17 protein-coding genes and 1 pseudogene are annotated in these 20,886 nt (G+C 49.8%); 11 read left to right on the top strand and 7 right to left on the bottom strand.

Translation table 11 applies throughout. From position 1 onward, the window contains the following. Positions 1-264: 264 nt before the first annotated feature. Positions 265-1,287, bottom strand: a complete 1,023-nt coding sequence (locus ACTRXD_RS01145; protein WP_442430044.1) for an IS110 family transposase — start codon at positions 1,285-1,287, stop codon at positions 265-267. Between the two features lie 1,167 nt (positions 1,288-2,454). Further along, entirely contained in the window at positions 2,455-4,803 is a 2,349-nt protein-coding gene (locus ACTRXD_RS01140) for a CHAT domain-containing protein (protein ID WP_442430043.1), read from the bottom strand. A 455-nt stretch (positions 4,804-5,258) separates the two neighbouring features. Between ACTRXD_RS01140 and ACTRXD_RS01135 the strand changes: the two genes are divergently transcribed. Further along, positions 5,259-6,101 carry a DUF928 domain-containing protein gene (locus ACTRXD_RS01135; RefSeq protein ID WP_442430042.1) on the top strand — a complete coding sequence of 281 codons (843 nt, stop codon included), beginning with the start codon at positions 5,259-5,261 and terminating at the stop codon, positions 6,099-6,101. Between the two features lie 409 nt (positions 6,102-6,510). Further along, entirely contained in the window at positions 6,511-7,305 is a 795-nt protein-coding gene (locus ACTRXD_RS01130) for an OmpA family protein (protein WP_442430041.1), read from the top strand. Between the two features lie 262 nt (positions 7,306-7,567). Here the strand turns inward: ACTRXD_RS01130 and ACTRXD_RS01125 are convergent, their stop codons facing one another. Together ACTRXD_RS01125 and ACTRXD_RS01120 are read right to left on the bottom strand one after the other, a co-directional pair. After that, complete coding sequence (locus ACTRXD_RS01125) at positions 7,568-9,358, bottom strand: ShlB/FhaC/HecB family hemolysin secretion/activation protein (protein ID WP_442430040.1); 1,791 nt, start codon at positions 9,356-9,358, stop codon at positions 7,568-7,570. Between the two features lie 236 nt (positions 9,359-9,594). After that, positions 9,595-10,008, bottom strand: coding sequence for a 2Fe-2S iron-sulfur cluster-binding protein (locus tag ACTRXD_RS01120; RefSeq protein ID WP_442430039.1), 414 nt, complete (start codon positions 10,006-10,008; stop codon positions 9,595-9,597). Positions 10,009-10,212: 204 nt separating this feature from the next. Between ACTRXD_RS01120 and ACTRXD_RS01115 the strand changes: the two genes are divergently transcribed. The 7 genes from ACTRXD_RS01115 to iscX all read left to right on the top strand — a co-directional run bounded on the left by ACTRXD_RS01115 (position 10,213) and on the right by iscX (position 15,730). Beyond that, positions 10,213-10,698 (top strand): RrF2 family transcriptional regulator, encoded by a 486-nt coding sequence (locus ACTRXD_RS01115; RefSeq protein WP_442430038.1) that lies wholly within the window; start codon positions 10,213-10,215, stop codon positions 10,696-10,698. Then, positions 10,695-11,909 (top strand): IscS subfamily cysteine desulfurase, encoded by a 1,215-nt coding sequence (locus ACTRXD_RS01110; RefSeq protein ID WP_442430037.1) that lies wholly within the window; start codon positions 10,695-10,697, stop codon positions 11,907-11,909. Before ACTRXD_RS01115 ends, ACTRXD_RS01110 begins: the two co-directional genes overlap by 4 nt. Positions 11,910-11,989: 80 nt before the next feature. Next, positions 11,990-12,406, top strand: a complete 417-nt coding sequence (gene iscU / locus ACTRXD_RS01105) for a Fe-S cluster assembly scaffold IscU (protein ID WP_312741877.1) — start codon at positions 11,990-11,992, stop codon at positions 12,404-12,406. A 41-nt stretch (positions 12,407-12,447) separates the two neighbouring features. Next, positions 12,448-12,801, top strand: coding sequence for a HesB/IscA family protein (locus ACTRXD_RS01100; protein WP_442430036.1), 354 nt, complete (start codon positions 12,448-12,450; stop codon positions 12,799-12,801). A gap of 84 nt (positions 12,802-12,885) precedes the next feature. Continuing rightward, a complete protein-coding gene (hscB, locus tag ACTRXD_RS01095; protein ID WP_442430035.1) occupies positions 12,886-13,608 on the top strand; it encodes a Fe-S protein assembly co-chaperone HscB in 723 nt (240 codons plus the stop codon). A 26-nt stretch (positions 13,609-13,634) separates the two neighbouring features. After that, the gene (gene dnaK / locus ACTRXD_RS01090; RefSeq protein WP_442430034.1) at positions 13,635-15,452 is read left to right on the top strand and encodes a molecular chaperone DnaK; all 1,818 of its coding nucleotides are present in this window, start codon (positions 13,635-13,637) and stop codon (positions 15,450-15,452) included. 59 nt (positions 15,453-15,511) lie between these two features. Beyond that, on the top strand, positions 15,512-15,730 hold the full coding sequence (gene iscX / locus ACTRXD_RS01085; RefSeq protein WP_376753528.1) for a Fe-S cluster assembly protein IscX: 219 nt from the start codon (positions 15,512-15,514) through the stop codon (positions 15,728-15,730). 41 nt (positions 15,731-15,771) lie between these two features. Here the strand turns inward: iscX and ACTRXD_RS01080 are convergent, their stop codons facing one another. Next, positions 15,772-18,171, bottom strand: a complete 2,400-nt coding sequence (locus ACTRXD_RS01080) for a penicillin-binding protein 1A (protein ID WP_442430033.1) — start codon at positions 18,169-18,171, stop codon at positions 15,772-15,774. 394 nt (positions 18,172-18,565) lie between these two features. On the opposite strand from ACTRXD_RS01080, the gene ACTRXD_RS01075 reads away from it, so the two are divergent. Together ACTRXD_RS01075 and ACTRXD_RS01070 are read left to right on the top strand one after the other, a co-directional pair. Continuing rightward, on the top strand, positions 18,566-19,039 hold the full coding sequence (locus ACTRXD_RS01075; RefSeq protein ID WP_442430032.1) for a peroxiredoxin: 474 nt from the start codon (positions 18,566-18,568) through the stop codon (positions 19,037-19,039). Positions 19,040-19,117: 78 nt separating this feature from the next. Next, complete coding sequence (locus ACTRXD_RS01070; protein ID WP_442430031.1) at positions 19,118-19,456, top strand: thioredoxin family protein; 339 nt, start codon at positions 19,118-19,120, stop codon at positions 19,454-19,456. A gap of 122 nt (positions 19,457-19,578) precedes the next feature. On the opposite strand, the gene ACTRXD_RS01065 is transcribed toward ACTRXD_RS01070, so the two are convergent. Beyond that, positions 19,579-20,373: a 6-carboxytetrahydropterin synthase gene (locus tag ACTRXD_RS01065; RefSeq protein ID WP_442430030.1), complete on the bottom strand. Its 795-nt coding sequence runs from the start codon at positions 20,371-20,373 to the stop codon at positions 19,579-19,581. Between the two features lie 95 nt (positions 20,374-20,468). After that, positions 20,469-20,804 (bottom strand): annotated as a pseudogene (erpA, locus tag ACTRXD_RS01060) (iron-sulfur cluster insertion protein ErpA); the annotation flags it as partial. Positions 20,805-20,886 lie beyond the last annotated feature (82 nt).

Here is a 20,886-nt window from a genome sequence, read left to right as displayed (position 1 = left end):
TGTCATATATGGACTCCCCCTTGTTTGCAAGCAGGAATTTATTCTGATGAGAGAAGGGTCTGCGGTCATATATCCGGCTTCGTGAGGGAACGGTCTTCGTTCCGAGCCATGATGGTTGTCGCGCGGCAGCTCCTCTGCATCCTGGCGGCTTGATGACTCAGCCGATGACAAATCTCAGGGTTTGCTCCCGCGAGGGGTGACCACTTACGCCCATCAGTTGGTGTCTCCTGCTACGCACTCCTTGGAAGCGCTTCTCCGTTTTCCTTACACCGCTTCACACAGTTTCGCGACATCATACGGCTGGGCTTTGGCTAGGAGGGCGAACGCCATCCGCGCATTCTTATTGGCCAAGGCCACAATCGCCTTATTCATCCCCCGTCGGGCTACCACGCGCCGGATCCAACAACTGAGGCAATCGGGTTTCTCCCCCACTTGGCGCACCACCGCTCGGGCCCCATGAATCAGCAACTGTCGGAGATACCGATCCCCTCGTTTACTGATCCCGCCGAGCCGGACCTTCCCCCCGGTGCCGGTGTGCTTGGGTACCAACCCTAAAGCCGCCGCGACATGGCGGCCATTCCGATAAGCCTGACCCGCTATTTTGGCCCAGAGGGCCGAGGCGCCTAAGGGCCCAATCCCCCGAGCCTGCTCGAGACGCTGACAGATCGGCTGCCGCGCATTCTCCCGTTTGATCTGGGCCGTCACCGCCTCAATCTTGGTATCCCAATACCGCAACTCCGCCTGTTGGTCGGCCAAGAACTGCCGGACCAAGCCCGACCATCGCTCTTCGGCCAACAGCAGAGGCAGGGCGTTGCGCACCGAGGCGACCCCTGGGGGAATGGCCACGCCGTATTCCAGTAAGATCCCTCGGATCTGGTTGACCAGGGCCGTCCGATTGCCCAGGTATCGACTGCGAACTCGATGGAGGGCTTGTACGGTCTGCTGCACTTCGCTGGCCATCCCGACAAACCGCATGCCCGGCTCTTGCACCGCCCGGCAAATCGCCCGGGCATCGGCGGCATCACTCTTATTGGTCTGCACCCACGGTTTGACATACTGCGGAGCGAGCAGCCGCACCTCGTGCCCCAACTTCGTCAGCTCCCGCGCCCAGTAATGCGCCCCGCCACACGCTTCCATGCCGACGAGGGCCGGTGGGTGATTGGCAAACCAGGGCAACATCTTTTTGCGAGAGAGCCGCTTGCGGGCCACGACCTGATTGCTCCCATCTTCCACGTAAATCTCAAAAACATTTTTCGCAATGTCGATCCCAATTGTTGTACGCTTCATGATGACTCCTCCTTTTCGTTGAACGCTGGGTACATGGTGATCCAGCTTGGCACACTCGATGCCGTCCTTAAAGGGGGAGTCCATACCATTATCCTGTCAATTTCCGTTTCTCTCTGATTGAGCGAAGGGAAAGCGTGCGTGGCGAAAGGTGCGACACGTTTGTGTCGGGAGCCTTTCAGCGTACGGATGACTGCATTGATAGGCCGACGGGGATGACGGAAATAATCGGGATCATAAACTATAGGGTTCTACACCCTACAGCGCTTATTATTCTGAACGGATGAATCCTGATGGGGTCTGTTGAAAAAAGCCGCCAGCGGCGTTCTCGCCATTTTTCCATGCTCACGTACTAAGCGTACGTTCCGCGCGTAAAAACGGCTGCGGCCTTGCTGGACGGACTTTTTTGAACCGCCCCGAGGCCTCTAATATGCGACGTGCCTGTGGGTCAATATGCCATTGGAAATTGGTTTTATTCAACACTCCCATTCTTCGTTCCACTCAGCATGACAATTTGATGACGGCTTAACGGATTATGGCTTGGACACTGAATAGCTGAATGGTGAAATCGACGTTTTCTTGTTATTTGCCTCGATTTGATAGGAAAAAGACCCATGCAACCGCCAGACCGATTACACATGTTATCGATGTTCCGATGACGATGTTTTGGTAAACCTCATAAAGTTGCATGATAGAAACCTCTTCCAACTGAGAGGAAAGTCTCCTCAGTGTTTCCGTTTATTAATGTTGTTACTTCTTATCAAAGCAACAATGGTGCCGTTTGGAGGTAATTTCATTGTGGTGAGAAATTCATGTTTAAAATTAATAGCTTGCGAGTCTAAAATCCCCCAAAATGGGGGGTTTGTTTTTTATTCGAGTTCGTCTCAGTGGTCACGACGTTGTCACCGTGTCAACGACTGTCCCCCTTGAGGCTGCATATGTCAGCAGTTAGGTCTGCCCGGTATGTGGGAACTGGCCGAGGTGACCGGGAAGGGGATCAAGGCATTAACACGGACAGGAGCGGAAGATAGATCGTTTTATCGGAACGGTAGAAGCTGGATCTGGTACATGCGGGTTGGACGTGACGGCCTGAATTTTGAGGAAAGCAGCTCTCGGCACTAGGCCAAAAAACGCCTTGCCCAACTCGGGATCAGTCTCGGAGATGAACGATTAAAGCCAGTTGTTGATCAACAGGAACGGTGCCCAATAACTCGGATGCCGATAGATGGGATGGTCGAGCAGAGCTACTTGGGCTTCACGAAGGGCTTGGGCTTTGGAGAGCGATGATTCTTTGAGCCGGACGTAAAATTCATTGATCAGGATTGAGGAGGCCTGGTCATTGATAAACCATAAGGTCGCCAAGGCGCTTCGCGCCCCCGCTTTCACGGCCACTCCGGCCAGGCCCAGTGCGGACTGATCGTCTCCGGCTGCCGTTTCACAGGCGCTCAATGTTAAGAGATCCAGGGGAACCTTGCGGAATTGAAATAACCCGATGAGTTCTCTGAGATGATCCATGCTCAGTTTTTTGTCATACGTGAGCACGAACGAATTCTTGGGCTCCTTTGCAAATTTTCCATGTGAGGCAATATGAATGATGGTGAAGTTTTCTTCTTTCATGTCCTGTTCAAGATTGGGAATGCGGAATTCTTCGTTTAAGAGCGTCTTTCCGCCAAAGAGGTCTTGAAGCTTTTTGATCTCCTGTTGCGTATTGGGGAGCGGTGAAAATCCCTGCACGCCTTCGGACAGTCCAATCGACAACAGATTGACTTCCTCCCGGTCCAGGGGATGGGCATCGGTAAGCGTCAGGCCCGGAGTCGTCGCGATGGCATATTTTTGAATGAGAAATTTTTCTCCGTCATGGAGGGGCCCCATGGGAATGGTTCGCAATGGACCATCCGGGACGAAGACGAGCGTTTGGATCCCGAATTCACTCAGATACGGTTCAATCGGCCGGATAAGCAGGTCGTACAGAGCCTGCGCATGGGGGAGATATTGATGGGTGGTCCGTTTTTCCAATAAGGTCCGGAACAGGTGGATTTTTTCTGTCAGTTCATGTTCTTGAACCGGAACGGTGATTTTTTTCATCGTTCCTCCAAGGCTGATTAGCAGGGCCATCCGGTCAGGGAAGAGAATCGGATAAATAATCGCCGTGGTGTTGGATACTTTATCGATGGCTTGAATTCTTCCCCTGTTCGCTTCCACGCAATCGTCTTTGAAGTAATCCTGGAGCTCTGCGGCCTTGAATGCTTCAATGGTATCCCGGGTGTGAAACAGGAGCTTTTCTTTTCTTGTAGCATCTGTCACTTCGTCGGCTTGCTGGAGCAGCAGGGCAGCGGTTTCAAAAAATAACGCTCCCCGCGATTGTCGAAACGACGCCGGGTTCTGGGGGAGCCCGACAGACAGTTGCTGACGAATGGGTTGGAGCGTGTCGATGGCTCGCTGGTAGGCTGAAATGGCCTCGTCCGTGCGACCCAGATTTTTGAGGTGCCGGCCCGTGTTCCATTCCCAGCGATAGAGGGCTTCCGGGGCCTGGCCTTGTTGACTCGTTCGAATCGCCAATTGCGTGAGTTGAAGGGCTTCTTCATGGCGGCCCCCTTCTTCGTACAATTCTCCTAAAAATCCCCACCCATATGATTCATTTTTCCAGTCTCCAATTTCTTTTGCGCTGCCTATGGCTTCCCGAAATGACTCAGCGGCTTGCGTGAATACCGTGGCATGCTCCTCTGTGACCTGGTGGCTGAGGTCCCTCAATCCCATTCCGATGGTGAGCAGGTTTTGAATTTTTTCGTGTGAGTCCGGAAGTGTTCGTGTTTTCTCCAATGCCTGTTGCAGGTGGATTTTCCCATTTTGTGCGGACTGCTGCCTGATTTCCACCAGGGCTGCATTAATCATGGCTCGAATGGAGAGAGGTTGCAAATCCAGTGAATCAGCAAGAATGCTGGATTCTGTATACGCTGCAAGGGCTTCTGTGTCGTTCCGGCGAACCGCATGTGCATTGCCCAGATCATTGAGGACGGCAGCCATGAGGGGTCGATCTTCGATTTCCCTGGAGACCTTCAGTCCCTGTTGCAGGATTTCGAGTGCCGAATCCAATTCTCCCACATTGAGATGCAAGGTTCCCAATTGGCTGAGTGCCTGGGCCATCAGGCGTGGCTGGGTGGTCTCCTGTGCTGATTGGACGGCTGTGCGAAGGAGTTGTTGCGCCCGTTGGTATTGGCCCATATCGAGAAGGGCTCTTGAAAGATAAATGAGCGCTTGAATGTGATTGGGATGATCTCCGGATTTTTCATAGATCCGGGCGGCTTGAGTCCAGGACCGGGCCGCCTGTTCCAACTGGCCCTGCTGAAACTGCCGGCTTCCCTCCGCCATCAAATCTTGAGGAGACAGTTCAGCCGCAACGGTACTCGTCATCCCAATCCCGCCGACTCCCAGAAGGAAGAACCAAACCCCAAGACCATACCGAGAAAAGTTGGGAAACCCGCAAGTTCGGGACATAGCCGACCCTTTCTCTAAAGTCATCTATGCATTCAACAGTCCCATTCTAGGAATTGCCGTCAATAAGGTCAAAGTAAGGGTTTCTGATACGGGGCGGCTTTGAGGGTTCTCGTGGATCTGGTTGTGAATCTGGAGAAAGAAAGAGAAAGAGATGTTTACCATGAACGTCTTCTGTCGTCTGCTTGTCAGTGTGAACACCCTTTCTCTTGAAATTGTTCTCAAAGTAGACACACAATACACCAGGTAGACAGGTGTGATATCCAAACACCTTAACAGGGAAAGACCAGGTGAGAGAGGTTTTTCATGAAATCTTTTGTAATAGCACGGGGTTCGAAACGATTGTCTCCATGTGGGGAAAATTTGACTTGTGGAACGAAGCTTGCCTTATGTAGCTGTATTCATAAGTGTCAGCAGATCTGAGATCGTCTCACATGAAAATGTACCGGGAGGACGGTCCGGACGAAGAGAGGAGGACCAACATGAGCCAGATGATGACACGATGCAAATGGGTGGCTGTCATGGGCGTGACCCTTGGTCTTAGTGTTCAGGCCATGGGAGGAGCGGAATTCACCGACCAGGTAAACCGCACCCATGTGAAGGATGTCGCGTCTATAGCCATTGAACCAGGGTTTCTGGAGAAGACACTCCCTTCTGTTGATCGGCAGGTTGTTCAAGCATCCGATGACAAGCAGGCGGCTTCATCCCGGAAGGAAGCGTTGTACCAACCTCCACAACGAGGGGCTCCGGGAGGACGGGTTGGTGGAGGTACCAGGGGTCCTATGACAGATCTTCCGTTACTGTGGGCCCTGGCTCCAGATCACATAGGATTGTCGAGTGAGGTGCAGCCACGATTGGTGTGGTATTTATCAAAGCCGACAACCTACCCGTTGGAATTTACCCTTATTGATGAATTAGGGGTGACACCGATTATTGAGAAGCGGCTTTCCTCTCCCACTGAATCCGGGATTCACATCATTCAGTTGGTTGATTACGATCTGAAACTGGAGAAAGGGAAAACCTATCAATGGTTTGTGTCTCTGGTTTCTGACCCTGAGCATCGATCGGCAGATATTATCGGCGGAGGAATGATTGAGGTGGGTGATGTCCCGGCCTCGCTGACCGAGGAATTGAGGAATGCCAATCCGGTTGAAGCGACGAGGCTATGGGGGCAGGCCGGATTTTGGTATGACGCGATAGGCGTGATTTCCACCAACATTCAGTCTGATCCTTCAGATGCCGAGATGCATCATGTGCGGGCGTCCTTGCTTGAAGAGGTTGATTTGGATACGGCGGCGCAGGTGGATCGCCGGCATGGATTATGACTGCGGCTGTTTGAAAGTGGGAATTGGAGGTGTTAATGGGCAAGTCCACGACGGTCTTGTCTGGACGGGTATTGACAGGACCAGAAATTTCCCCCAGTCCGTGATGCCCGTGTGTTATTGAGCCTGCGCTTTCTGTCCCAGGGGAGCAGGTTCTCTTTCCCCCTTTCATCGTACCCGCAGTTATGGAACCTGTCCCCGCCGTTGTGGCGGGGACAGGTTTTTTTATTTTCGTCCATTGTTTTCCGCTCGACTGTTATCCAACAACAGTTCACGCACTCCTCAGACTAGACCTTACACCTCATTGTTGCGCCGGATTTTCCATGTTGAGCCAGGCATGAATGGCGATACCTCGTTTCTCTCATCCGAATTAAGTTTCATCCTGTCGGGCCGATACTGACTCCAAAGGGGTGTGGCCAAAACCACACCAACCCTGAGGCGTTTTCTCGATGTGCTACCAAACGGGTCCTCGTTCGTTCATGCGGCCATGTTTCTCCTCCATCTGAATAGATTCCACAGGTTTTTACTGGCATGGTCCCTTCTGTTGGGAACGATAGGGTCTGTTCAGGAATCTCTCGCGAATCCCCTGGACAGTGCTCCTCCCTTTTTGAGTTTTCAGGTAGACGCGGACGAAGAAATTCATGATACGTTGAGGGTCTCTATACCGGTGCCGTTTTTGGGGAAGGGTCGGGGTTTGGGGCTATCGGTCGAAGACATGTACCAGGACCCTGTATTTGCCGACGTGTATTTTGATGATGTCCGGTCTTCCATCCAGGGCGGTGTCGAAGATTTCCTCCACCAAACAGTCGCCCTCTTGAAACAGGAAGATCAGTGGGGATTACGAATTGAAGGACATTGTGATTCGCGAGGCCCGTCTGCCTATAACCTCGCCCGGGCCGACTATCATCTGAGATCTCTTGCCGGGTTCCTGGTGCAGTTGGGGATTCCCTCCGGGCGAATTCATCCGGTGAATTTTGGCCAAACTCCTTTTTCCTGTCAGAGCGGGAATGAACGGTGTCAGGAAGACAACCTTCGCGCGGAACAAATTTTTTCTATCCTGGCTGTTGACCGTTTTCAACGGGGTTGTCTGGCGCGATTACGTCTTGTCGCCGGAAAGGATTGGGATCGAGCAACTGGATATTTGAAGCGGCCGCCTTATTTGCAACGCATTCAACTCGCGTCCCCTGTCATCACTTCTTTCCGCTGAAAGCGTTTTATCTATCGCGTTCTTTCCATTGAACGAAAAAGCCTGTTGCTTTTCCGAACAAACGGCTGCCTAGGAGCCTGTCGGACTTAGGAAGAATCGGCTGCAAAAGTGTCTCAGCGGTCCATATTTCACCGCTTTCTTGGCCCATAGTCCCACTATGGGCCTGCAAAATCGTCAAAATCTGGCCTCGCTCAGCCGCTTTTTCGCTTTCGATCCCCTAAGTCCGACAGACTCCTAGTGAACGCCTTTCGATTCAGAAGGGCTACAAAATATCCAGGACAAATTCCCAATGTACTCCCTGATCCTGGACGCCTCCATCAGGAGGATCCTCCACGTGATTCAACTGTTGCCCCCAATACAGACTGGCATGTGCCCGATTGAAGAAGGAGAATCGGATTCCTGCGCCAATACTGGCCAGGGTCTGCGGATCGGGCGTATTGCGTTTGGCTTCCCAAGACCGTCCCACATCTATGAAGGGAGCCAGTGCCACTGCCACCTTTGGACCAAAAAAGCTGGGAAACATCGGGATTCGTGACTCTACGTTGAACAGAAAGGCATTATCACGCACCAGATAATTTTCCCAGTACCCCCGGACGCTGTACCGGCCTCCCACGGCAAATTGTTCCAGTGCGAATAAGCTGTCGTTGGCAATCTGCAAGGTCAGGCCGCCGAGAAATTCGATGCCGAGAGGATCTACCCGTCTGACATATTGAGCCTGGCCTAACCAGACAAAAAATTCCCCGTCCGGATCATCCGAGTTTTGTTTGTTGTTGGTGGCATCCAGTACGTCCAATCCCACACTGAACCGGGATCGAACCGCGAGGACCTGATTGGATTCCCGGTGAATCCATTCCTGCCCGAACCGGAGGGCTGACACGATAGCCTTGCCGTTGTTGGTTGCGCCGCGCTGGAAGGAGAACCCCGTTCCACCAAGGAAACTTTGATTTTCCAGATGTTCTCCGATGAGGGAAAGGGCAATTTCGTCATTGAGTGTGCGATAGATGGGCTGACGCAAGGCGATTTTGTATATTTGGGACTTGGTCCTGATGTCCAGATCATCGAATGGTTTTGTGACGACGTTAAAGTCATTGAACCGGAAATTTAGTTCCAGGGTAGTATCACGTGCCGTGAGGGGGATGATGTAATTGGCTTCGATGAGAGGCTGCAAGCCCTTGGATTGGCCATAGGTAAACCGAAAGGCATCGCCCAATCCGAACGGGTTCTGCACAGCGATATTGCCGAGACCCCGCGACTCGCCAACCGTTGGTGATTGAAAGTTGTTGAATTCTATCCACGCATTGAAGGGGGAAGCTTCCTCCACTTGCACATGGAGGACCCCTTCGCCTGGTTTCAGTCCGGGTTTCAACTCCGTGTTTAATCGTTCCGTGCGGGGGTCTTGAAGGAGGAGTTGGAGCTTTTCTTTCAACGGATTGATGTTGAGCGGTGGTCCGCTGCTCAGGGCAATCCGGTCCTCAAAATAAAAGGGTAGAAAATATTTTGTGCCTTCGATTTGGATGTCCGTCAGTTTTCCCTCAATAATCTGAATGGTGACGATTCCATTCTGGAGTGTCTGGTCGGGGATCACCGCTCCGGAGTTCACATATCCTTTATTGACATAGAGCAAAGTTAAGGCCCGGCGCAGTTCCTCCAAATCATTGGTGGACAACTCCCTGTTTTCGTAAGGGGCTGTGATGTTGGCTATTTCCTCCGCTGAAAAGACGGTGCTCCCCTCAACTTGAATTTTCCGGACCATAACCCGAATTTGGGGAGGGGCCCCTTTCATTTCAGGAATGGTTTCCACCGGAGGCAGTGTGATATCGGGGGAAGGCTTTGGGGGCAGAGGCTCGGTTTTTTTCTCTAAAGGCGGGGGTTGGCCGAACCGTCCGGTGGGATCAAATCCTGGCTGGACCTGTGCGAAGAGTTGATTGTCTTGTCCTACTCCCGGAAAAAATTGTAGGGATAGGATGAGGAAAACAGGCAGTCCTTTTCCAATATCAGCGACCCGGATAATCCGTTTGACGGATGAATGGGAGAGGGACCTTGAACCAAACAACGCATTCCTCGCTGCCACGAAGGGCATTCAGTAGAAGAGGTTGTCTGCTGTCAGGGTTTTTTATACAGGAAGAAGTCAATAATTGCTAGGGACTTATTTGATTCTCAATCAGGTCTGGTAATGGTCCCTTCTGAGGGTGGTCCTCATTGTTCGAACAATTTTGGATGGGAAAATGTGGTGAGAGTGCAAGAGGACATCCTTCTCACCCCGTGTCTCGTATAAACAACCGTGTTACCTTAGTGACTTTCTTTGACAAGATTTTTATTCCATGCCGGGATTTCAATGATGAGGTCTTTTTCCCCATTCGGGACGCACTGACACCCCAGTCTTGATTGCAGGGTAAGCCCGGGAGCTTCATCTAATTGGTCATTTTCGTCATCCGTGGCCTCGTTGCAGGTGTCCAGCCCCTGTTTGACAATGATATGACAGGTTGAGCAGGCACAGACTCCGCCGCATGCATGTTCCACATCTATCCCATTTCCCAAGGCGATATCGAGGATGCTCCCAGGCAATCCTGTCTCCCCATAGGGGAACTTTTCCGGGTCAACCTCAATTTCAATGGGCTTTTCAGGTGTGATAAAGGTGAGTTTGAATGGTTTCTTAGCGACTGCAGTTTCGCTTTTCTCAATATATGGATTGCTGCCTCCCATTTAAATCTCCTTACGAATCAATGTGTTAAAAATTAATTTTCAAAAATAGTTTGTGGTTGATTATTTTTGTCCTTACTAATTCCGACTAAATGGATCTCCGACCATTTTAGTCTTGACTGACCCAAGAGGTCAATGATATGTTAAACCCGATCATATAAGTCGGTATTATGTAGAGATAAACACTATAAATAGTATTACTTAATTATGCTGAAGCTTTCGAAAAAAGCAGATTATGCCCTGATGGCTCTCCAATATATGGCCATGGTTCGATCTGGAGAAACCAGTCCTTTTAATCCGAATAGGGTCGTCAACACCAAGGAGATCGCTGAGGAACATCATATTCCCCTGGAGTTGTTAGCCAAAGTGCTTCAGACCCTGGCTAAATATGACATGGTGGAAAGTCAAAATGGACCCAAGGGTGGCTACCTCTTGGCCCGTGAGCCACGGGAGATTTCCATTGCGCAGGTGCTGGAAGCTATTGAAGGACCGCTGGGGATTGCCGATTGTTACCATGAAAAAGATGAACATTCCTCTTGTGAACAAATTGAGCATTGTAATATCCGGACGCCTCTGTTGCGCGTCCAAGAAAGCATTTTTCATTTGCTCAGTAGCATGTCTATTGAAGATATGATGGCCGAGCCCCCCTTAATCATTGTGGAATCTCGTAAAACAAAAGGAGTTCAATTATGAAGTTGCCTATATATTTGGATAATCATTCAACGACCCCCTGTGACCCTCGGGTGCTTGAAATGATGCTCCCCTACTTCACCGAGAAATTTGGGAATGCGGCCAGCCGGAATCATAGTTTCGGTTGGGAAGCTGAAGAGGCCGTGGAAGTAGCCAGAAAGCAGATTGCGCATCTAATCCACGCCGATGCCAAAGAGCTTATTTTTACCAGTGGGGCAACGGAATCGGATAATCTGGCATTGCAGGGCGTGGTGGAGATGTACCGGGAAAAAGGAAATCATATCATTACAGGTTCGACGGAGCACCGGGCGGTGATTGATACCGCGAAATATTTGGAAAAGAAGGGTATCAAGGTCACCTTTCTCCCTGTTGATAAAGCCGGCATGGTGAGCCCTGATGACGTACGCAATGCCATTACCGACCAGACGATTCTAATTTCGATTATGATGGCCAATAATGAGATCGGTACGATCAATCCGGTGGCGGCCATCGGAAAAGTTGCTAAAGAAAAAGGTGTCCTTTTCCACTGTGACGCGACACAAGGGGTGGGGAAAATCCCTGTAAATGTTCAGGAAATGGGAATTGACCTGATGTCCTTTACCGCCCATAAGATTTATGGTCCCAAAGGCGTGGGGGCCCTCTATGTCCGACGTAAGGCGCCAAGAGTGAGGTTGGAGGCGATGATGTATGGTGGGGGCCATGAGCGGGGTATGCGTTCGGGAACCTTGCCTGTGCCGCTCATTGTCGGATTTGGGAAAGCCTGCGAACTATGCGAGCAGGAGATGTCTACGGAGTCTGTTCGTATGGCCAAGATGCGCGATCGCCTTCAAGAAGGCATTATGAAGAGTATGGATGAGGTCTATTTAAACGGGCATCCGACTGAGCGGTTGCCGAACAATCTCAATATTAGTTTTGCGTACGTCGAAGGAGAGGCGTTGCTCATGGGGGTCAAAGAAATTGCGTTGTCCTCTGGTTCGGCTTGTACGTCGGCCACGCTTGAGCCGTCTTATGTGTTGCGTGCCTTAGGGGTAGGATCGGATTTGGCCCATTCCTCGATCCGCTTCGGGCTTGGTCGATTTAATACCGATGAGGAGGTGGATTACACTATTGATCGGATGATCAAGGCTGTGACGCACCTTCGAGAGATGTCTCCGCTCTATGAGATGGCCAAGGAAGGGGTCGATTTGAAAAGCGTTCAATGGGCAGCTCATTAATTGATATACTTGGAGAAGAAATGTTCAAAATGGGTTTAAAAAATACACTGCATATCATACAACAAAGGGAGGGATAGTCCATGGCCTATAGTGAAAAAGTCATTGATCATTACAACAATCCCCGTAATGTGGGAAGTTTTCAAAAAGATGCCGACGATGTCGGAACGGGTGTGGTCGGAGCCCCGGAATGCGGAGATGTGATGAAACTCCAAATTAAAGTCGAGAACGACACCATTGTGGATGCCAAGTTCAAGACATTTGGGTGTGGGTCGGCCATTGCCAGTTCCAGTTTGGCAACTGAGTGGCTCAAGGGAAAAACCTTAGAAGATGCTCAAAAAATTAAGAATACGGATATTGTCCATGAATTGAATCTCCCGCCCGTCAAAATCCATTGTTCCGTGTTGGCGGAAGATGCCATTAAAGCGGCATTGGGGGATTACCAGAAAAAAACGGGAGAGAAAAAGCCTAAGCCGGAAGCAGCCGCTACCTCATCCTAGCTCAGGGAACTGTTCACGATTTGTTGTAGGGAGAAATGGCGATGGATACAAAAACCACGGAAAGCAATTCAACGGTTGCCATGACCGATGAGGCGTTGAAAGAGGTCAAGCGGTTATTGGACCTTCAGGGAATTACTGAGGGTGGTCTTCGATTGGGAGTGAAAGGTGGCGGCTGTTCGGGATTGAGCTATACCGTCAACTTCGATGACAAGATCGGGGAGTTTGATACCGTCACTGAAGTGGATGGCGTAAAAGTGATCGTCGATGCCAAAAGCGCCATTTATCTCCAGGGGATGACCTTGGATTATCAAAAGGACATGGTAAGTGGTGCCTTCAAATTTATCAATCCCAATGCCACCAAGACATGTGGGTGCGGAGAGTCGTTTTCAGCATAAGACCAATCTTCTTTAATCACATAGTGACGTAACAACTCGGGCATGGGGCAGTTCACCATGCCCGAGTCGTCAGAGCCAGAAAACATGGAACACCAACATACAACCACGATAAAGGCCAGGGAACTTCCCATGGCCCGCAGTATGTGCTGGCACTGCCAATCTGAAGTCACGGGAGAATATCTCTGTGGGCAATGTGTCAAGGTTCAGCCGCTTTCAAAGGACTTGGACTATTTTTCCTGTTTTCAGCTCCCTCGTCTCCTGAACATTGACGAACAACAATTGGAGCAGACATTTTATGAATTAAGTCGGACTTTTCATCCGGATTTTTATTCCACAAAAGATGAATCGGAGAAAGCCATTAGTTTAGGAAATTCTGCTTTTCTGAATGCCGGCTATCGCACACTCAAGGATCCCATTCAGCGGGCGGAATATTTGATCCGGTTGGAGGCTGGAGCGGTGAAAGATATTCGATCGAATCCCCCGGCGGATTTGTTTGAAGAGGTTCTTGAGCTGCAAGAAGATTTGGAAACATTCCGACAACTGGTCCCCAAGGGCGCGTCGCCTGAGCTTGAAACCCTTCGGAAAAAGTTGCAAGGCGAACGAGAGCGTTTGGAAAACCGCCAGGCTGAAATGGAAGAATCCCTGAAGGGTCAGTTCAAACAATGGGATCAGGTGCAAGCCCGCACTCCCCTTCCAGGAGAGGCGCGTGAGGAAAAAAAATCTATTTTGCGTGCTATGCAGGAAATTCTTTCTAATCGAACATATGTGCGGAATATGGTCAACGATTTGCTCGAAACCACGGGCTAATCTTTCTCAGCTAAAAGGAATATATTGTGAGTCGCATTGTTGGTATTGATTTGGGAACGACGAACTCGCTGATCGCCTTTATGGATAAGGAAGGGCCTCATGTCATCCCCGGCCCGGATGGGCAGACCAAAGTGCCTTCCATCGTCGGGTTAACTGATAACGGGATGATCGTAGGAGAGCCGGCAAAAGCCCATTTAATTCGTGATCCTTCCCGCACCATTTATTCTGTGAAGCGGTTCATGGGCAAGGGGCTGGATGACGTGAAGGACGACCTGAAGTATTTTCCTTATCAGCTTCATGAAAAAAACGGGGTCATTCGAATTGAAATTGGAGACAAAACCTTTTCTCCCCCTCAAGTGTCCGCCATGATTCTGAAAGAATTAAAACGGCGAGCTGAGGATTATTTAAAGGAAGACATCTCCAAGGCTGTGGTCACCGTTCCGGCGTATTTCAATGATAGTCAGCGGCAAGCCACCAAAGATGCGGGTATGATTGCCGGGTTAGAGATCCTGCGTATCATCAATGAGCCGACAGCCGCTTCCTTAGCGTATGGCCTGCAGAAAAAGACACAAGGTCTAATCGCGATCTATGATTTAGGCGGAGGGACGTTTGATATCTCTATTCTCAAATTAAAAGATGGAATCTTTGAAGTTCTGGCAACGAATGGGGATACCCATTTAGGGGGAGATGATTTCGATCAACTGCTGGTCGATGTGATGGTTGATGATATTTTTCAAACTCAAGGCCTTAGGGTCGGGGAGAATCCCGATTTAATGCAAACCGTTCGGTTGGAGGCGGAACGTGTCAAAATCCGGTTGTCGGATGAAACCCAAACTCAGGCGGTGATAGAGCTTCCCAATTCGACGTATGAAAAGGTATGGACGAGGGAGAGCATGGAAATGTTAACGATGGATTTGGTGGAAAGAACCCTCGCCCCCTGTCGGCTTGCCCTCAAAGATGCAGGCTTAACCGCCAGCCAGATTGATGAAGTGGTCCTGGTCGGCGGGAATACTCGCATGCCACTGGTTTGGCGAAAAGTGGAAGAACTGTTTGGCCAAAAGCCGCACTCTGAACTGAACCCTGACGAAGTTGTCGCGTTAGGGGCGGCTGTACAAGCGGATATTTTAGGTGGGCATACCAAAGACCTGTTGTTACTGGACGTGACTCCCTTGTCACTGGGAATCGAAACGATGGGCGGGGTCATGAGTGCGCTGATCCGTCGAAATACCACCATTCCAACCAGTGCAAAGGAAATGTTTACGACTTATGTCGATGGGCAGACCTCGGTGGATATTCATATCCTCCAGGGAGAACGGGAATTGGTTAAAGATAATCGAAGTTTGGCCCGTTTCCAATTAAAGCTTCCACCGTTGCCGGCAGGAGTCCCTCGCGTGGAAGTCAACTTTCTCATTGATGCCAATGGGATCCTACAGGTGACGGCCAGGGATATCCGGACCGGTGAGGCGCAATCGGTTCAGGTGAAGCCTTCTCATGGACTGACCGACGATGAGGTGGAAGGGATGGTTCGTGATTCTTTCCAATTTGCCACAGAAGACATCAAAGCCCGTCAGATTATAGAAGCACGGAATGAAGCCAATGCGATCATCGTGGCGACCGAAAAAGCTCTGGGGCGTGCAGCGAATTTAATTCATGAAAAGGAAACGGAAAGCATTCGTCAGATTTTACGGCAGCTTGGTGAAGTTAAAGACAGGGATGATCATCGTGCCATACGTGCGAAAATTGCTGAGGTTGAAAAAACGACGCACCATTTGGCCGAAGTGTTGATGGATGCCACGTTGAAAGAAGCGCTCGAAAGTAAGAAATTATCCGACGTCATTAAATAATCCCTCAATAGGGAGACTTTCGGCATGGGTAAAACCCATTAATTCAAGGGGAAGAAATCATGGCTCAGGAATTCATGTGGGGTGACACTGAAGATATTGCTATTCGCCTGCAGGAAGAGCATCCCGACCTTGATCCGTTAACGGTCAGGTTTACGGATTTACATGCGTGGGTGGTTGCCCTTCCTGAATTTAAGGACGATCCCAAAACGTCCAATGAAAAAAAGCTGGAGGCCATTCAAATGGCCTGGTATGAAGAGTTTCAGGATGCCCAGTCCTGAGAACGCGTGTTACGGTGTATTCTGCCTGCTGAAGAGTTCTATCAAAACGGGGAAAGCTGGTTGGATGAATCCGAGTTCAACCGGTCGAACTCAAAAAAATCCATAGGGTTCGCCTTCTGAGGGGCCGCTTTTCCTGGTTCCGTTCCTTTACGAAAAACTTCCGTACTGATGTTTCGACTGGTCTTGGAGGGCAGGTCACCCGTCTTGGTGTCGATCTGCGCGAATTGAATGTCATTAGGAATAGGAAAGGTCATAACTGGTGTGTGTAGCAGGGCTTGATCAACAAACTTGGTCCAAATTGGCAGGGCCGCATGCGCCCCGGATTCCAATCTGCCGAGTGTTCGGACCCCATCAAATCCCACCCATACTCCTGTCGCCAAATTCGGGGCATACCCGACAAACCACGCATCGTTATAACTATTTGTCGTTCCAGTCTTCCCTGCCAACGGCCGGCCAATAGATTTTGCAAGTCTTCCGGTTCCGCTTTGAATGACATCCATGAGCATATTGGTGATCAGGTAGGCGTTTTCCTTGGTCATGGCTTGTCGAGGTTCGAACTGGTGTTGTTCTAAGATCTCCCCATTGAGGTTTTCGGCATGTGTAATCAGGTAAGGCTCAAGCCACAAACCCTGATTCGCGAAGACGCCATACGCGGAGGTGATTTCTTGGAGCGTCACGCTGGACGATCCCAAGGCTAAAGAAAGGTCCTGGCTGAGGGGACTTCGAATTCCCAGGTTGCTGGCAATATTGACAACCTGAGGCACTCCGATTTGTTCAAGCAATCTGACAGTTGCGGCGTTGCGGGAATGGCGCAGTGCTTCGCGAAGGGTAATGGTTCCAAAAAAGCGTTTTTCATAATTTTCCGGTTTCCATACCCGGTCTAAATCCTCGTCTTCATAAACGACGGGGGCATCAAGAATCAGGGTTGCCGGTGTCAGACCTTGTTGAAGCGCCGAAGCATAAATGAGTGGCTTGAAGGCGGAGCCGGGTTGTCGACGGGCAACCACTGCACGATTAAACTGACTTCGAGTGAAGTCATACCCTCCCACCATTGATTGCACGGCGCCTGTCCTCGGATCCATGGCGATGAGGGAGCCTTCCACGATTGGAGTTTGCTCTAAAACAAATTCGCCTGACTCGACCGTGCCTTTTTTCGGGGCGACTTCAATAATGTCTCCGACCTTGAGGAGTTGGAGGGGAGTGGCTTTATCCCGAACGACCGCTGTTCCCACATCCCCGCTTTTCTCCAATCGCCGCTGGGCCCATCGCATATCCTCGAAAAGGATAGTGCCCTTATAGGTATTTCCAATCAAAATTTGAGCAGATTGTTTGGTCACGTCGGTCACGAGCGCTCGGTAGAGGCCATGGACAAGAGCTGCCTTTGGACTCTGTAGCTCCGGAAAGGTGTCGGGGGGCGTGAAATCTTTGGAATAGGCAATATGTTCAATCGGTCCTCGCCAGCCTTGACGTTTATCTAATTGGCGGAGCCCTGTACGAACCGCTTCTTCCGCGATTTTCTGCATGGCAATGTTTAAGGTGGTGTAAATTCGCAGTCCACCCTTATACACAAGAGTTTCTCCGTACCGATCCACCAAGTGTTGACGCACCTCTTCCAGGAAATAGGCCGCGATCGGTTCTATGGATTGATGGCGGTAGGCTAGAGTCGTGGCCATGGCGGCCTGCGCCTCCTCGTTGGTGATATACCCGGCCTCTACCATACGCCCTAAGACCAATTCTTTCCGCGACTTAGCCAGATCCGGGTTTCGATAGGGAGAATAGGTGTTTGGAGCTTTAGGGAGACCAGCCAAAAATGCCGATTCAGGAAGACTCAAATCCGAGACGTTTTTATCAAAATAGGTTAAGGCGGCGGCGGCCACTCCATAGGCACCGTGACCGAAATAAATTTGGTTTAAGTACATTTCTAGAATTTGCTCTTTGGTTAATACCCATTCCATTTTCACTGCGAGAATAAGCTCTTTAATTTTTCGCTGATACGTTCGTTCGGGAGAAAGAAAAAGAGCTCTGGCTAACTGTTGGGTAATGGTGCTCGCGCCTTGAAAACGGCCACCTTTTTTGAGATTGGTCCAGGCGGCCCGGCCGATGCCGACAATGTCCAGCCCAGGGTGATCAAAAAATCGGGTATCTTCTGTTGCAATGACCGCCTGTGTGAAGGCTTTGGGAATTTTGTCGATAGGCGTATACAGACGACGTTCGATGAAAAATTGCCCAATGAGTTCACCGTTATCTGCATAGACTCTAGATACTAAACTCGGATGGTAGTCTTGAAAGGAGTCGAATGTGGGAAGATCACGGGTCGCAATCCAGAGAATTCCCGCAAGACCTCCTACCCCGACACATAAGCCAAGGAACGTGGTGATCATCGTTATTCGAAGCCAGGACCAGCCGCGTAGGGTAGAAAAAAACGCCTGAAATTTACTCATAAAGCATACGTAACCAACAATAGCCTAGAGATTGGGAAGATTTTGGATGGTATCAAGGAGGAAGAAGATTTCACTGGCCTTTTGTTTACGATACCCCGAGATAGACCAAAACACAAGATCGATATCTGTTTCCGAGAACGGCAAGTATGCCGCCATGGCATATGTCAACGATGTTGGGATTAGAGGTGGTGAAAATTGGTGTGAGGGAAGATAGCAGATTTGAACCCCATACGGCTCTGGGGACTCAGCAAACTACATCCGGAGTGGAAATTCGTTAGGGCTAAATGGACAATTCTGTAGGGCTTCTGCCAGATTGACAAACTTTTTCACCCCATGTTACCACCAAAGGTCAAGTGAATTTTCGGCATTTCCATAACAACGAAGGAGAGTCATTATGTCTACAGATGTTGCCGCAGAAGTTAAAGTCGGAGACACAGCCCCCGATTTTACATTAAAAGACCAGGACCAAAAGGATATTAAGCTCAGCGACTATCGCGGAAAGAAGAACGTGGTTCTGGCATTTTATCCTCTGGATTGGAGCCCGGTTTGTACCGGAGAAAATAAATGTTTGACCGATGATTTTCCTAATTTTGGATCAGTCAATGCCGAAATTTTTGGCATTAGCTGTGATAGCTTTTTTTCCCACAAAGCTTGGGCGGATTCCTTAGATCTTAAGCATCAATTACTCGCCGATATGCATCGGACGGTATCAAAGGCCTATGGATTGTATTTTGAGCCGTTGAATTGCTCAAAGCGGGCTACCGTCATTGTGGATAAAAATGGAAAAGTGGCCTATGCGAAAGTTCAAGATATCAAAACCGCTCGTGACGACAAAGAAATTTTGGAAGCGTTGCAGAAGTTGAAATAATCAAGAAGATGCTCTGACCGAAGGGGTTGGTACTTAATCCTACCCCTTCGGCCTGTAATCTTGGACAGCGAGGCTGTGATGTCCGGTATCGTTGAAGATGTGAACGATGACAATTATGAAGGGTTTACGGAGGCTTCAGCTGCGGTTGTGGCCTATGGCATTGCGACCTGCGAACCGTGTAAAGCCTATGATCCTGTTCTTGCGGACATTGCTCAACAGTATTCGAATGTGCGATTTGGAAAGGCTAAAATGCACGTTCCGGGGCGGTGTCGGGCCATTAAAAAGCGCCATCAATTTGAAACGTATCCCACCACCCATTTCTTTTCCAATGGAACCCTTGTGCTTACCAAAGAGGGAAAATTAGAACCCGCCGAACTGGCCGACTTAATTCGGCAATCGTTCTCTATCCAAACCTAAATTTTGTTTTGGGGAAATTTCACCAGGTCCGGGTTCCATCCGGCCTGCAGAGGGTTTTTCAGCTGGCAGAGTATCCTGTTTGAGTCGGTGCGCGTCCTCGAGATGGTGCTTCCAGATTCAGGCTATACAGAATACACAGCCACGGTACCGGGTTGTTGGCTCACGGAGACTCGGCATAGCGGAGGGGTGTGGAAGTGGGGCTCCAGTGTTTCCCAGATGACCTTGGCCAGCGCGGAGTTTGTGACGGGAATGTTGGCAAAGGCCTGATCCTGGCTTAGATTTCGCTGGTCAAATCGTGCAAGGATCTGGTTTCTGACGATTTGATCCACAGTCTGTAAATTCATAACCTGCCCGGTGTCGCTGGAAATTTGGCCCTTAGTGGCAATCCACAGAGCATAATCATGCCCTTGCGTATGCCCTGTCCCGGATTGATGCAGGGCTGAAAACGCATAATGTCGAGCGATGATGGCCGATTCCACGTTAGCAGGTTGGAGGGCATCACCCATAAAACTTGCATTCACCTCGGCGTAGAGAGTTTCGTCCTCATAAAGACGAAGGGCATCCGGATTAGGGAGGTCTGGATGTTTTTCCAAAATGTGCCAGAGAGTGACTGCGAGATTTTCGGTCGTGGGAATTCTCTCGGAAAAATATGGGGTATCGAGATTTAAGTTTTTATGATCAAATTGTTCCAGGACCTGATTTAAAATGAGTTTTAAGTCATATAAATTGATGATCATTCCTGTGACAGGGTCGATGTCTCCCCGCAAGGTGACTTCCAATAAATAATTATGGCCATGGGTATTCACATTGTTACAAAGACCAAAAACCGCACGATTTTTTGCGTCATCCCATTCAGGATTGTGGTAGCGGTGAGAGGAGCAAAACTCTAAACGTTTGGTGAGGGTCGCTTTAGGCATACAGCCTCTATAGAAAAGAAAAAGGGCTGGATCTTGGTCGCCTATGGAAGCCCAAGTCCAGCCCTAATTTGGTTAGGGTTCTGAGTGATTATTTTCTAGGTCGAGAATGAGCTTCCACATCCACAGGTGGACTTCGCTTGAGGATTTTTGATGGCAAATCCCGACCCTTGCAGGCTATCAACGTAATCGACTTCTGCGCCGCTAAGCATTGGGGCGCTTTGGGAATCCACAATGACCTTCACGTCGCCTTTTTCGATGATGGTGTCATCATCGCTGGTTTTATCTTCAAATGACATTCCATATTGATAGCCGCTGCATCCGCCGCCTTTGACGTAAATACGCAAACCGACAGAATTTTCTTCTTCCTTAATCAGTTCCTTAATCTTCTGCTCTGCGATCGGGGTAATTGTTACCATAGTCGTTGTATCCTCCTTATAATCACATTATTTTTGTAGATTCATCTTTCCTTTCAATCGGTTGAAAGGAATCCAACATTGAGCTTACATCTTAAAG

Source organism: Nitrospira sp. T9 (assembly GCF_052156535.1).
In the GTDB taxonomy this organism is placed as follows: Bacteria; Nitrospirota; Nitrospiria; order Nitrospirales; family UBA8639; genus Nitrospira_E.
The sequence above is the reverse complement of the archived record's forward strand: the minus strand, read 5'-3'. Positions and strand labels throughout refer to the sequence as shown.